This is a genomic window from Myxococcus faecalis (assembly GCF_050039385.1).
Taxonomy (GTDB): Bacteria; Myxococcota; Myxococcia; order Myxococcales; family Myxococcaceae; genus Myxococcus; species Myxococcus fulvus.
This window is the reverse complement of record NZ_CP144336.1, coordinates 1,814,347-1,826,833: the sequence shown is the minus strand read 5'-3', so window position 1 is coordinate 1,826,833 and position 12,487 is coordinate 1,814,347. Positions and strand designations below refer to the sequence as shown.

11 protein-coding genes are annotated in these 12,487 nt (G+C 71.2%); all 11 read left to right on the top strand.

The genetic code is table 11. The features are described 5' to 3' along the window. Nucleotides 1-39 precede the first annotated feature (39 nt). Nucleotides 40-657, top strand: a complete 618-nt coding sequence (locus VZQ01_RS06925; protein WP_141329850.1) for a DUF503 domain-containing protein — start codon at nucleotides 40-42, stop codon at nucleotides 655-657. Continuing rightward, nucleotides 654-1,013, top strand: a complete 360-nt coding sequence (gene rbfA / locus VZQ01_RS06920) for a 30S ribosome-binding factor RbfA (protein ID WP_046712244.1) — start codon at nucleotides 654-656, stop codon at nucleotides 1,011-1,013. The genes VZQ01_RS06925 and rbfA overlap by 4 nt, the downstream gene beginning before the upstream one ends. Before the next feature lie 32 nt (nucleotides 1,014-1,045). Continuing rightward, the gene (gene truB, locus VZQ01_RS06915; protein WP_223748797.1) at nucleotides 1,046-1,918 is read left to right on the top strand and encodes a tRNA pseudouridine(55) synthase TruB; all 873 of its coding nucleotides are present in this window, start codon (nucleotides 1,046-1,048) and stop codon (nucleotides 1,916-1,918) included. Nucleotides 1,919-2,129: 211 nt separating this feature from the next. Next, entirely contained in the window at nucleotides 2,130-2,399 is a 270-nt protein-coding gene (gene rpsO / locus VZQ01_RS06910; protein ID WP_044279503.1) for a 30S ribosomal protein S15, read from the top strand. Nucleotides 2,400-2,773: 374 nt separating this feature from the next. After that, complete coding sequence (gene pnp, locus VZQ01_RS06905; RefSeq protein ID WP_248544938.1) at nucleotides 2,774-4,942, top strand: polyribonucleotide nucleotidyltransferase; 2,169 nt, start codon at nucleotides 2,774-2,776, stop codon at nucleotides 4,940-4,942. Between the two features lie 163 nt (nucleotides 4,943-5,105). After that, complete coding sequence (locus VZQ01_RS06900) at nucleotides 5,106-5,894, top strand: hypothetical protein (RefSeq protein ID WP_248545017.1); 789 nt, start codon at nucleotides 5,106-5,108, stop codon at nucleotides 5,892-5,894. 9 nt (nucleotides 5,895-5,903) lie between these two features. After that, nucleotides 5,904-6,914 carry a M23 family metallopeptidase gene (locus VZQ01_RS06895; protein ID WP_426747285.1) on the top strand — a complete coding sequence of 337 codons (1,011 nt, stop codon included), beginning with the start codon at nucleotides 5,904-5,906 and terminating at the stop codon, nucleotides 6,912-6,914. Nucleotides 6,915-7,035: 121 nt separating this feature from the next. Beyond that, nucleotides 7,036-7,491 (top strand): dUTP diphosphatase, encoded by a 456-nt coding sequence (gene dut, locus VZQ01_RS06890; protein ID WP_141329878.1) that lies wholly within the window; start codon nucleotides 7,036-7,038, stop codon nucleotides 7,489-7,491. Nucleotides 7,492-7,610: 119 nt separating this feature from the next. Further along, nucleotides 7,611-10,214 (top strand): protein kinase domain-containing protein, encoded by a 2,604-nt coding sequence (locus VZQ01_RS06885; RefSeq protein ID WP_426747284.1) that lies wholly within the window; start codon nucleotides 7,611-7,613, stop codon nucleotides 10,212-10,214. After that, nucleotides 10,211-11,155 (top strand): ABC transporter substrate-binding protein, encoded by a 945-nt coding sequence (locus VZQ01_RS06880; protein WP_223748801.1) that lies wholly within the window; start codon nucleotides 10,211-10,213, stop codon nucleotides 11,153-11,155. The genes VZQ01_RS06885 and VZQ01_RS06880 overlap by 4 nt, the downstream gene beginning before the upstream one ends. After that, nucleotides 11,152-12,465 (top strand): adenylosuccinate lyase, encoded by a 1,314-nt coding sequence (gene purB, locus VZQ01_RS06875; RefSeq protein WP_223748802.1) that lies wholly within the window; start codon nucleotides 11,152-11,154, stop codon nucleotides 12,463-12,465. The genes VZQ01_RS06880 and purB overlap by 4 nt, the downstream gene beginning before the upstream one ends. The last annotated feature ends 22 nt before the right edge of the window (nucleotides 12,466-12,487 follow it).

The following is a 12,487-nucleotide window of genomic DNA, read 5'->3' as shown; positions in this document are numbered from 1 at the left end:
TCGCGACTTCGCGGGGTCTTCCGAGGCCGGGGGATTGGCATGTTCGTGGGTGTCGCACGTCTGACCCTCCAGATTCCGGAGAGCGGCTCGCTGAAGTCGAAGCGGCAGGTGCTCCGCCGGGTGATGGACCGGGTGAAGGCCCGCTTCAACGTGGCCATGGCGGAGGTGGAGGACCAGGACCTCTGGCAGAAGGCCACGCTCGCTCTCTCGGTGGTGGGCAACGAGCGCCGCCACGTGGACGAGCAGCTCGAGAAGGTCATCCACTTCATCGAGGAGATGTACGTCGCCCCGCTGATGTCGCGGGAGACGGAGATACTCGCCTTCGGAGACCAGCTCTTCGCGGGAGGCCCTTCGCAGGCTTCCTCGCTCGGGGCGAAGTCCGCGCGGCAGGTGTTGGACGAGGAGGACGAGGCGCTGTCTCCGGAGGAGGCGGCGGCCGAGTCGGAGGCGGCGATTGCCCGCTTCCTCAGGGGTGAGCGGGCTTCGTTGGCGGAAGCCGAGGGGTTGGGAGATTGGGAGCGCCGTCATGACGGCGACAACGACGGTGGCCCCGGTACGGGCCGCCCGTCTCCGTCGGGCGGTGGACGGATGACGCTGGACGAGGCACGGGCTCGCGCCCGCGCCCTGCGCAACCCGCGAGACTGGGAGAAGAAATGACGACGCATTCCCGACCCGAGCGAGTGGGGCAGGAGATCCAGGCGGCGCTGGGGGCCTTGCTGGCCCGTGGCGAGCTGCGGGACCCCCGCATCGGCTTCATCACGATTACCGGCGTGAAGGTCTCCCCCGACCTGCGCGTGGCCCGTGTCTTCTATTCGATGATGGGCACGGCCGAGGAGCGCTCCGAGACGCAGAAGGGGCTGGAGGCGGCCAAGGGCTTCGTGCGCCGCGCCGTCACCGAGGCCGTCAACCTGCGGGTGTCGCCCGAGGTCTTCTTCTCCTTCGACGAGTCTGTCGGCGAGGGCGACAAGATCGACCGTCTGCTGCGCGAGGTCCGGAGCAAGGAAGGCTGGTAGTTCTGGCGCCAGCCCCACAATATTGAGCGGACATGGACGGCGTCCTCGTCATCGACAAGCCCACTGGCCCCACGTCCTTCGACGTGGTGCGACAGGTGCGCTCGCTGCTCAAGCTGAAGAAGGTGGGCCACACGGGGACCCTGGACCCCATGGCCACCGGGGTGCTGCCCCTGTGTCTGGGGGAGGCCACCAAGGTGGCGGGCTTCATCACCGAGGGCGACAAGGCCTACGACGCCACGGTGCGCCTGGGCGCGGAGACGGACACCCAGGACGCTGAAGGGCAGGTGACGGCCCGGGCGCCGGTGCCCGCGCTGACGCCCGCGCTGCTGGAGGCCGCGCTCGCGCGCTTCCGGGGGCCCTTCGAGCAGGTGCCGCCCATGTATTCGGCGGTGAAGGTGGCCGGCAAGCGCCTGTACGAGCTGGCCCGCGCGGGTGAAGAGGTGGAGCGCGCCGCCCGCCAGGTGACGGTGTACGAGCTGGTGCTGCGCGACTTCTCCGCGGACCGGCTCCACCTGTCCGTGCGCTGCTCCAAGGGCTTCTTCGTGCGCACCCTGGCGTTCGACCTGGGCCGCGCGCTGGGCTGCGGGGCGCACCTCGAAGCGCTGCGTCGCACCTCCAGCGGGCCTTTCACGCTGGCGCGGGCGCTGCCCCTGACGGACGTGGCGTCCCTGGCGAAGGAGGGCCTGCTGGCCCCGCGGCTGGTGTCGCTCTCCGACGCGCTGGTGGACATGCCCGAGGTGCGGGTGAACGCGGACGAGGCGCGCCGCGTCTCCCACGGTGTTCCGGTGGAGGTCCCCGCCTCGCTCAAGCCCGGCCGCGTGCGGGTGATGGGACCGGACGGCGCGCTGCTCGCCGTGGCCGAGGGCGTGGGCGGGCGGCTGCGCTACCTGCGGGTGCTCGTCTAGGCGCCCCTTTGCCCCGGGTTGTGCGTCTTCTCACGCTCCCAGGCCTGGGGGGCGCACGGGCAGGCGTCCAAGGTTGACCCTGGGTAGGGCGAAGCTTATAAGCCCCCCGCTCGTTAGAAGCATGAGCATGAGACCCGGTCTGTACCCCTCCGCGGACCTGGGTGACTCAAGTGGTATCCACGCCGGAGCGGGACAGAAGGACGAGAATCACATGTCGCTGCATCAGGAGCGCAAGTCGGAGCTGGTGACGAAGTTCAGGACCCACGAGTCTGACACCGGGTCCCCCGAGGTGCAGGTGGCGCTGCTGTCCGAGCGCATCAACATGCTCACCGAGCACTTCAAGACGCACAAGAAGGACCACCACTCCCGCCGCGGTCTGCTGAAGCTGGTCGGTCAGCGTCGTCGGCTTCTGGACTACCTGAAGTCGAAGGACGTCACCCGGTACAAGAAGCTCATCGAGGGCCTCGGCATCCGCAAGTAGGCATCTCGGCAGCAAACGGGGCGCTGGTTCAACCAGCGCCCCGCGCGTTTGAGAAGGACGAAGCAGTTCGAGTCGCGGTGGGTGGTGGCGGGCGAGGGAGTGGTGCCGTCGGAGGTTTTGGTTTCCGTTCGGACCGGCTGACCTGGGGTGTGAGGTCGGCCGGTGCGATCAGGGATCAAAAGTTCCGGGACATCCCTCCGGCGCTCCGCAAGCGCCCTTCCGCAGTACAGGCTGGCGGTTGCCTGTCATGTGCCTTTTCGGGCCTTGGCGACCGCTCATACACCCCGAGGGCCCTCCCGGGGTGCCGGGTCCATTTGTCCTGGACCGGGTGCGTGCGGTGGGGTCCTCGCCCGAAGCAATACCGAGGCAAGGACATGTTGAAGAAGAGCGTCAAGATTGGCGAGAGCGAGCTGAGCATCGAGACGGGCCGTCTGGCCAAGCAGGCCGATGGCTCCGTGGTGGTCCGCTATGGCGACACCATGCTGCTCGTGACGGCGGTGAGCGCGCGGGAGAAGAAGGACATCGACTTCCTGCCGCTGACGGTGGAGTACCAGGAGAAGCTGTACTCGGCGGGTCGCATCCCCGGCAGCTACTTCAAGCGCGAGGGCCGGCTGACGGAGAAGGAGACGCTGGCCAGCCGCCTGGTGGACCGCTCCATGCGTCCGCTGTTCCCGGAAGGCTACGCGTACGAGACGCAGATCATCGCCAGCGTCATCTCCGCGGACCCGGAGAACGAGGGCGACGTGCACGGCATCACCGGCGCCTCCGCGGCGCTGTGGGTGTCGGACATCCCGTTCGACGGCCCCCTCGCGGGCATCCGCGTGGGCCGCGTGGGCGGTCAGCTGGTGGCCAACCCCACCGCGAAGCAGCGTGAGCAGAGCGACCTGGACCTGGTCATGGCGGTCAGCCGCAAGGCCATCGTCATGGTGGAGGGTGGCGCGGAGGAGGTGTCCGAGCCCGACATGGTCGCCGCGCTGGAGTTCGGCTTCCAGTCCGCCCAGCCCGCGTTGGACCTGCAGGACGAGCTGCGCCGCGCGCTGAACAAGCAGGTGCGCTCGTTCGACAAGCCGGCCTCCGTGGACGAGGCCCTGCGCGGCAAGGTGCGCGAGCTGTCGATGGACGGCATCAAGGCCGGCTACGCCATCAAGGAGAAGGGCGCGCGCTACGAGGCGCTCTCCAAGACGAAGAAGGAGACGCTCGCCAAGCTCAAGGAGCAGCTCGCGGAGGCCTACACGCCGCTGGTGGAGAAGCACGCCAAGCAGGTGGTGGAAGACCTCAAGTACGAGCACATGCGCGAGATGACGGTCAACGGTGGCCGCATCGGCGACCGTGGCCACGACGTGGTCCGCTCCATCACGTGCGAGGTGGGCGTGCTCCCGCGCACCCACGGCAGCGCGGTGTTCACCCGTGGCGAGACGCAGGCGCTCGTGGTCGCGACGCTGGGCACCAGCGAGGACGAGCAGCGCCTGGAGATGCTCGGAGGCATGTCCTTCAAGCGCTTCATGCTGCACTACAACTTCCCCCCGTTCAGCGTGAACGAGACCAAGCCGCTGCGCGGCCCGGGCCGTCGTGAAATCGGCCACGGCGCGCTGGCGGAGCGCGCGCTGCGCAACATGGTGCCCAAGAGCGAGTCGTTCCCGTACACGGTGCGCCTCGTCTCCGACATCCTCGAGTCCAACGGCTCCTCCTCCATGGCCTCCGTGTGCGGTGGCACGCTGGCGCTGATGGACGCGGGCGTCCCCATCAAGTCGCCGGTGGCCGGCATCGCCATGGGCCTGGTGAAGGAGGGCGAGAAGATCGCCATCCTGTCCGACATCCTCGGTGACGAGGACCACCTGGGCGACATGGACTTCAAGGTGTGCGGCACCACCAAGGGCATCACCTCCATCCAGATGGACATCAAGATCACCGGTCTCACCACGGAGATCATGAGCCGCGCGCTGGAGCAGGCGCGTCAGGGCCGCCTCCACATCCTGGATGAGATGCTCAAGACGCTGGCGCAGCCGCGCAAGGAGATCAGCCAGTACGCTCCTCGCATCACGACCATCCAGATTCGTCCCGAGTTCATCAAGAACGTCATCGGGCCGGGCGGCAAGGTCATCAAGGACATCATCGCGCGCACCGGCGCGGCGATTAACATCGAGGACTCCGGCCGGGTGGACATCGCCAGCGCGAACGGCGAGGCCGTGAAGGCCGCCATCGCGATGATCCAGGCGCTGACCCGCGAGGCGGAGATCGGGAAGATCTACACGGGCACGGTGCGGAAGATCGCCGAGTTCGGCGCCTTCGTGGAGCTGTTCCCGGGCACCGACGGCCTCATCCACATCTCCGAGCTGTCCGACAAGCGCGTCAAGAGCGTCTCCGACGTGCTGAAGGAGGGCGACGAGGTGCTGGTGAAGGTCGTCAGCATCGACAAGACGGGTAAGATCCGCCTGTCGCGCAAGGAGGCGATGGCGGAGCGCGCGGCGGCCCAGCAGGGCGCGGCCGACGCGGTCGCCGCCCAGCCGTCTCCCGAGGCCACGCAGCCCAACGCCAAGGCGTGATGCCCCTGGGCACCCGGGCCCGCTCGTAGGGCCTCCGGGCAGCCTCGCACCCCCTTCCGCCACTCGCGCGGGAGGGGGTGTTTTCGATTCCAGGGAGACTGGCTTAGACCTGGACGGGGGGCGCGTGCGTTGGAGGTGCGAGCCCCGCTTCCCGGAGGCCCTGTTGCCGCCTGCTCCACCGCCCAGCTCCACTGGATTCGTCACCGACGTCTCGCGCCTGTTGGGGGCCTTCCGGTGGGCGTTCATGCCGCTGGGGCTGCTCGCGCTCGTCGCGGTGGGCGTGCACGCGGCGGCCGACACGCTGGATGACCGGCTCTTGTCGCTGGTGGACCGCGCGGACGCGGCCTTCGACGGGGTGGTGGGCCGCTACGATTTGACGGCGCCCATGGTGGAGTGGGTGTCGCTGGAGCTGCGCACGGAGATCGCGCGGGCCCTGGCCCTCCTGTGGGAGCTGGCCGCGGACCTGGTGCTGGCGCTGCCCGCGCTGGGCTACCGCGAGGCGGCGGCCGCCAGGCCCGCGGAGGCGTGGCGCGTGGCGCTGGAGGGGAAGCAGGCCCAGCCCTCGTGGCGCGCGTTGTGGCGGCGGTGTCTGCGTCAGCCCACGCCCATGCGGTGGCTCCGGCCCCTGTCCACGGCGGCGGTGGTGGTGGCGGGCGCGTGCACGGTGGCGCGGCTCCTCCAGGGCACGGTGTACCTCTCCTGGCGCGAGCTGATGGGAGACCGCGTGGCGGACGGGGGCGCGCGCGGACTGGCGCTCGTGGTGCTCGTGGGCGTGCTGGCCACGCTGGGCTGGCGCGCGGTGCTGCGAAACCTCCAGCACGCGGACGAGGCCTGCGCGGGCGTGTCCGGACGCAAGGCCTTCACCCGCGGCCTGCTCGGGTGCGCGGTGGTGGCGCCGCTGGCGGTGGCCGCGGTGCTGGACGCCTCTCCACTGCTGTCCTTCCTTCGCTAGGGGCCAGTCATGTTTCCGCGCCAGGCCCGAGGACTGCTGGACTTCTTGATGGCGGTGCTGTGCGTGTGGACGGCGTACCACCACACGCCCGCGGGCGCGCTGGTGCGCAAGGCCTCCGCGTGGGCCTTCTCCACGAAGAGCACCGCGCGCCCGCTGCTCGCGTACTACGACGGCGTGACGGGCACCTCGCTGGCGGCGCCCGTGCTCGCGCCCGAAGTCTCCATCGTGCGTCCGCTGACGGACGCCGAGGCCCTGGCGTGGGGCACGCACCTGGCGCTCAAGGGCCTGGATGCGCGGGCGCGCGAGCCCTCCTTGGCGCTGGCCCAGGAGCTGGGCATCCCGATGGCGACGCTGCTGGACCCGGTGGAGGGCCCTCGCGCCGCGCGCAGGCTGCACGCGGCGCTGGCGGGGGACTTCCCCCAGGAGGAGGCGCGGCTGGCTGCCCTCTTCGTCGGCCGGGTCCCCGCACGCTACGCCGTGGAGCGGGTGGCGGCGGAGGGGCGCGCTCCGACGCTGGAGGCGCTGAACCGTCAGCTGCCGCCGGGCTTCGAGGGGGCGTCCGTGGGCGCGGCGCAGGCGCTCGCCTTGTCCACGACGTTCGGCCTGGGCTGGCCCGTGTACGAGAGCGCCCGCGTGACGAGCCCCTTCGGCGAGCGCCACCACCCGGTGCTGGGCACCCGGAAGCTGCACACGGGCGTGGACCTGGGCGTGCCCGTCGGCACGGAGGTCTCCGCGGTGGCCGAAGCCGTGGTGCGGCGCGCGAGCGAGGACGCGGTGAACGGCCGCGTGCTCGTCCTGGACCACGGGCGCGGGGTGACGACCGCGTACTGCCACAACTCGGAGCTGCTGGTGCGGGTGGGCGAGAAGGTGACGCGGGGGCAGCTCATCGCCCGCTCCGGCAACACCGGGCGCTCCACCGGACCTCATCTGCACTATCAGCTCGAGCTGGCCTCCCGGCCCATGGACCCGCTCAAGTTCCGCGCCACGATGCGCGCCATGTCCCAGGACACCGCGCCCTGAGCGCGTCCGGGCCGGGCTTCCGGACCTGGAAGCCTGCCCGAGCCTGTCGTCCCTTCCGGAGACAACCCGTGACGTCGGCGCGGGAACTGGAGACGGGGCAGGCGTGTGGTACATCCACGCCATGGCCTCGCCCTTGATTGTGCAGGTGCGCCGTGTGCGGGCGCATCCGGAGCCCTTGCCGCTTCCCCGCTACGAGACGGAGCTCGCCGCCGGGCTGGACCTGCGCGCCGACATCGACGGGGAGCGGGTGCTCCGGCCCCTGGAGCGGATGGCGGTGCCCACGGGGCTCGCGCTGGGGTTGCCCCCGGGCTACGAGGGGCAGGTGCGGCCCCGCTCCGGGCTGGCGCTGCGCCACGGGGTGACGCTGCTCAACGCGCCCGGGACGGTGGACGCGGACTACCGGGGGGAGGTGCAGGTCCTGCTGGTCAACCTCTCCAGCGAGCCCTTCACCCTGCGTCGGGGCGACCGGGTGGCCCAGCTGGTGGTGGCGCCGGTGACCTCCGTCGGCCTGTCGGAAGTCGAGGTCCTCGACGCGACGGCGCGGGGGGGGAATGGTTTCGGCTCCACCGGCCGCTAGGCCGTTCGTCGGAAGGCCCCGGCATCGTTCCTTGATGACAGGGGAGCGTGCAGAATAAGAGGCCTGGACCGCGTCCCCGCCTGCGGTCCCCCTCGACCGGCCCCTGGAGTCCGACTGCTTTGCTCTGCTACCGCTGCGGCAGCCACGTCCCCGAGACGACCGACACCTGTCCCACCTGCGGGATGAAGTACGACGCGACCGCTCGCCAGGCGGCCGGCGTCGCTCGCAAGCGTGGATTGGAAGGCGCCCCCTACAAGCCGGGGGACGTCCTCGCCGGCCGCTACGCCATCCAGGAGGTGGTGGGCTCCGGCCCCATGGGCTTCGTCTTCCGCGCGCAGGACCAGGAGATCGACGTCGAGGTCGCCCTGAAGACGGTGCACCCGCGCCTGGTCCAACAGCCCGAGGAGCGCACCCAGTTCTCGTTCTCCATGCGGGTGGGCAAGAAGCTCAACCACCCGAACCTGCTGCGCGTCTACGAGGAGGGGCTCGACGGCGAGCGGCCCTTCTTCACCATGCAGCTCCTGGAGGGCATGACGCTGCGGCGGATGATGGAGCAGCGCGCCTCGCGCGGGCAGCTCTTCTCGCTCAAGGACGTGGAGCCGCTGCTCGCGCAGATGGCGGCGGCGCTCGACGCGGCCCACCGCTTCGGCCCGCACTCCGACCTCAAGCCCGAGAACGTCATCGTCCTGCCGGACCTGCTGAAGGTGACGGACTACGGCCTGGGGCTCGCCGTGCCGCAGCTGCCCTTCGTCCAGGCGCAGAAGAGCCACCGCGCGGAGGTCTACATCGCTCCGGAGTACGTCGCGGGCGGTGAGCTGGACACGCGCATGGACGTGTACTCGCTGGGCGTCATCATGGGCGAGATGCTCACCGGCCTGGTCCCCACCGAGGGCGTGGTGCCGGGGCTGACGTCGCTGCACCCGGACCTGCCCACCTCCTTCGAGGCGCTCTACCGCCGCGCGCTCAACATCAATCCGCTGGCGCGGCCGAAGTCGGCCGGCGAGCTGCACGCCGAGTTCGCCAGCATCCTCTCGCGCTCCCCGGCCGCCGTCGTCGCGCGCGTGCGTGGCGTGCCTCCGCCCTCGGGCTCGGCGCAGGCCGCGGCCATCCGCATGTCGGCCCGGCCTCCGCCGCCGGTGCCCACGGGCATGATGCCGGCGGCCACGGGCAGCGTGAGCATCCCGCCCCGGGCCACGTCGCACGAGGAGGAGCCGCCTCCGCCGGACGCCACCCAGCCGCTCGACGCCGCGACGCTCGCCGCCATCATCGGCGCCAACCCCACCGCGTCCCATCAACACCTCACCGAGCAGGCGCTGCCGTTCATCACCGCGTCCGCGGCGAAGGCCGCCACGGAGTCCGCGCGCGCCGAGCCTCCCGCGGGCGCCCGGGGCTCGCCGGAGTCCATCATCTTCGCGCGCTCCCCGGCCGCGGAGCCGGCCCCCGTCGCGGGGGCGCAAGGCGCGTCGGAGCCGGTCATCTTCGCGCGCTCGTCCGCCGCGGAGCCCTCCGCTCCGGCGGGTGCACGAGGCTCGCCGGAGTCCATCATCTTCGCGCGCTCCCCGGCCGCGGAGCCCTCGCAGCCGGGGCGCTCGGAGCCCTCCGCGCGTCCGGCGCCACGGGGCTCGGGGCAGGTCGCCTCGGCCCAGCCCCGCTCGTCGCAGAAGGCGCAGTCGTCGGGGGAGGGGAATGAGCCCGGGCCTTCCGACTCGGGGCCCCGCTCCGCGCCCGCGGGCAGACCGCTGGCGCGCACGCTGGACGCGGCGCCGGCGGTGCCGGTGCCGAGCATCCGGACGGCCCGCACGTTGGAGACCACGCCCGCGATGTCCGGCGCCCGCACCGCGCCGCGCTCCCTCGATGGCTCCCCGTCGATGTCGGGCGCTCGCACGGGGCCGCGTATCGCGCCCACCCAGCGCGCCACCCGGCCCCAGAAGTCCTCGTCCGCGCGGCGTCGCTCCATGTTCGTGTGGATGGCGGTGCTGATTGTCGGCGGGCTCGCGCTGGGCGGTGGCGGTGGCTTCCTGTTCCTGCGCTACTGGGAGGCGCGTCAGGCCGCGAAGGCCCAGGCGCCGGTCCCGTCGGCGCTCGCGACGGGGAACCCGGGCACTGACGTGGACGCGCCACCCGTCGTCGCGCTCGCGGACAAGTGTCCGCCGGAGATGCGGCTGGTGAGTGGTGGCGCCTTCCGGCGAGGCAAGTCCAAGCTGGACAACCTGGCGAAGGTGGACGAGCCCGACCAGGAGAGCGTCCAGCTGCCCTCCTTCTGCATCGACGAGTTCGAGCACCCGAACCAGTCGGGCGCGCTCCCCACGGTGAGCGTCACCTGGGAGAAGGCCAAGTCGCTGTGCGAGGCCGGGGGCAAGCGCCTGTGCAGCGAGGACGAGTGGGAGAAGGCATGCAAGGGACCGGGCCACGCGCGCTTCCCGCACGGCAACGATTACGTTCAGGGCACGTGCAACGCCAAGGTCAATCGGGTCGAGTCGGAGACGGCGCTCGCTCCCTCTGGGGCACACCCCGGCTGCGTGTCGGGCTATGGGGTGGTGGACCTCTCCGGCAACGCGGCCGAGTGGACCTCGGCCCGAATCGGGCAGAAGGGGGTCGTCCAGCGGGGCGGCGCCTTCAACCAGCACTACGAGGAGTCGCGCTGCAGCGCGCGCGCCTTCGGCCCTCCCGAGAAGGCCTCCGCCACGGTGGGCTTCCGCTGCTGCACGAGCACGCAGCCATGAGCCGCCTGGCCCTCGCGCTCCTGCTCTGTCTGGCGCCCGCGCTGGCCTGGGCCCAGAAGGGCGGCCGTCCGCAGGTGGTGGCGGTGAAGTCCGCCAACCTAGCGCCCTACACCTCGCTGCTCGCGGGCTTCTCCGCGGAGGCGCGCGCCGAGGTCCAGGAGATGACGCTCGACGAGAGTCCGGGCGCGGCCGCGCGCATCTTCAAGAAGCTGGCGGCGCAGAAGCCGGCGCTCATCCTGGCGCTGGGCCCGCTGGCCGCCAACGCCGCCCGCCGCTCGCTGGGCGAGGACGTGCCCGTCCTCTTCGCCATGGTGCCGTACTACGAGAAGTACGGCCTGGAGGGCCCCAACGTCACCGGCATCTCGCTCACCAGTGACCTGGGGCCGGAGCTGGAGGGGCTGCTCGCGGTGGCGCCCAAGGCCAAGCGCGTGGGCATGGTGCACGACCCGCGCTTCTCCGCGAGCACGGTGGCGCTGGCGCAGGCCGCGGCCGCCGCGCGGGGCCTGTCCATCCTCGCGCTGGAGGTGGACTCGCCGGGCAAGGTGGCCAAGGCGCTCGAGGGCGCCGCGGGCCGGGTCGACGCGATGCTGATGGTGGCCGACAAGACGGTGGGCAACGCGGCCGTGGTGCAGGAGCTCATCGCCTTCACGCACGCGAAGCGGCTGCCGCTCGTCGCGCTCACCCCCAGCCAGGTGAAGGAGGGCGCCACGCTGGCCCTGTCCCCCAGCCCGCTGACCATCGGCCTGCAGGCGGGCCGGCTGGCCAACCGCATCATCCACGAGAAGGTCGACCCGGGAGCGCTGGCGGTGGCGCAGCCCGAGGGGTTGGACCTGTCCGTCAACCTCAGCACCGCCAGGAAGTTGGGTCCGTCCTCCGAGTCCGTACTGGAGCTGCTCCGGTTCGCGGCGCGGAAGGACTTTGCCGTGAAGGTCTACGAGTGATTCCGCGATACAGCCGACAGGAGATGTCCAACCTCTGGTCCGACGTGGCCCGCTACCGCCGCTGGCGGGACGTGGAGCTCGCCGCGCTGGAGGGGATGGTGGAGGCGGGGCTGGCCCCTCGCGAGGCGCTGGAGGACTGCGTCGCGCGCGCCGGGGACTTCACCCCCGAGGACGCCGCGCGCATCGAGGACATCGAGCGCACGACCAAGCACGACGTCATCGCCTTCCTCACCTTCATGGAGGAGCGGGTGGGGCCCAGTGCGCGCTGGCTGCACCTGGGCATGACGTCCTCGGACGTGCTGGACACGGCGCTGGCGCTGACGCTGCGCGACGCGGTGGACCTCATCCTCCAGGACCTGGAGCGGGTGAGGGCGGCGGTGGAGAAGCGCGCCTTCGAGCACAAGCACACGCTGCAGATGGGCCGCAGCCACGGCATCCACGCGGAGCCGGTGACGTTCGGCCACAAGCTGGCCATCTGGTACGACGAGCTGGGCCGCGCGCGCACGCGCCTGCTCCACGCGCGTGAGAGCATCGCCGTGGGGAAGATCTCCGGCGCGGTGGGCACCTTCGCGCACCTGCCTCCGGCCGTGGAGGAGCGCGTCTGCGCGAAGCTGGGCCTGAAGCACGCCCCCGCCTCCAGCCAGGTGGTGCAGCGTGACCGGCACGCGGAGTTCTTCACGGCGCTGGCGCTGCTCGGCGCGAGCATCGAGAAGTTCGCGGTGGAGATCCGCCACCTGCAGCGCACCGAGGTGCGCGAGGCGGAGGAGCCCTTCACCGCCGGGCAGAAGGGCTCCAGCGCGATGCCCCACAAGCGAAACCCCATCCTCTCGGAGAACCTCACGGGACTGGCGCGCCTGCTCCGCGGCTACGCGGTGAGCGCCATGGAGGACGTGGCGCTGTGGCACGAGCGAGACATCTCGCACTCGTCCGTGGAGCGCGTCATCGGCCCGGACGCCACCATCCTCGCGGACTTCATGCTCGTGCGCTTCGCGCGGCTGATGGAGGACCTGCGCGTCTACCCCGAGCAGATGAAGAAGAACCTGGAGCTGCTCGGCGGCGTGGTGAACTCGCAGCGGCTGCTCCTGGAGCTGGCGCGCAAGGGCATGGACCGACAGGCCGCCTACGTCATCGTCCAGCGCAACGCGATGAAGCTCTACGAGCAGGGCGTGGACTTCCGGCAGGCGCTGCTCGCGGACGCGGACCTGCTCAAGATGATGACGCCCGAGGAGATCAACGACTGCTTCTCCCCGGGCTACCACACGCGGCACATGGACGACATCTTCCGCCGCGTCTTCGGCCGGAGCGAGTAGGTCGCTCCCGGCCGCGCGCTGG

What these genes read in the sequence shown, in the direction of transcription:
- VZQ01_RS06925 (WP_141329850.1), top strand. Translation starts at nt 40, where the DNA reads ATGTTCGTGGGTGTCGCACGTCTGACCCTCCAGATTCCGGAGAGCGGC.
- rbfA (WP_046712244.1), top strand. Translation starts at nt 654, where the DNA reads ATGACGACGCATTCCCGACCCGAGCGAGTGGGGCAGGAGATCCAGGCG.
- truB (WP_223748797.1), top strand. Translation starts at nt 1,046, where the DNA reads ATGGACGGCGTCCTCGTCATCGACAAGCCCACTGGCCCCACGTCCTTC.
- rpsO (WP_044279503.1), top strand. Translation starts at nt 2,130, where the DNA reads ATGTCGCTGCATCAGGAGCGCAAGTCGGAGCTGGTGACGAAGTTCAGG.
- pnp (WP_248544938.1), top strand. Translation starts at nt 2,774, where the DNA reads ATGTTGAAGAAGAGCGTCAAGATTGGCGAGAGCGAGCTGAGCATCGAG.
- VZQ01_RS06895 (WP_426747285.1), top strand. Translation starts at nt 5,904, where the DNA reads ATGTTTCCGCGCCAGGCCCGAGGACTGCTGGACTTCTTGATGGCGGTG.
- dut (WP_141329878.1), top strand. Translation starts at nt 7,036, where the DNA reads ATGGCCTCGCCCTTGATTGTGCAGGTGCGCCGTGTGCGGGCGCATCCG.
- VZQ01_RS06880 (WP_223748801.1), top strand. Translation starts at nt 10,211, where the DNA reads ATGAGCCGCCTGGCCCTCGCGCTCCTGCTCTGTCTGGCGCCCGCGCTG.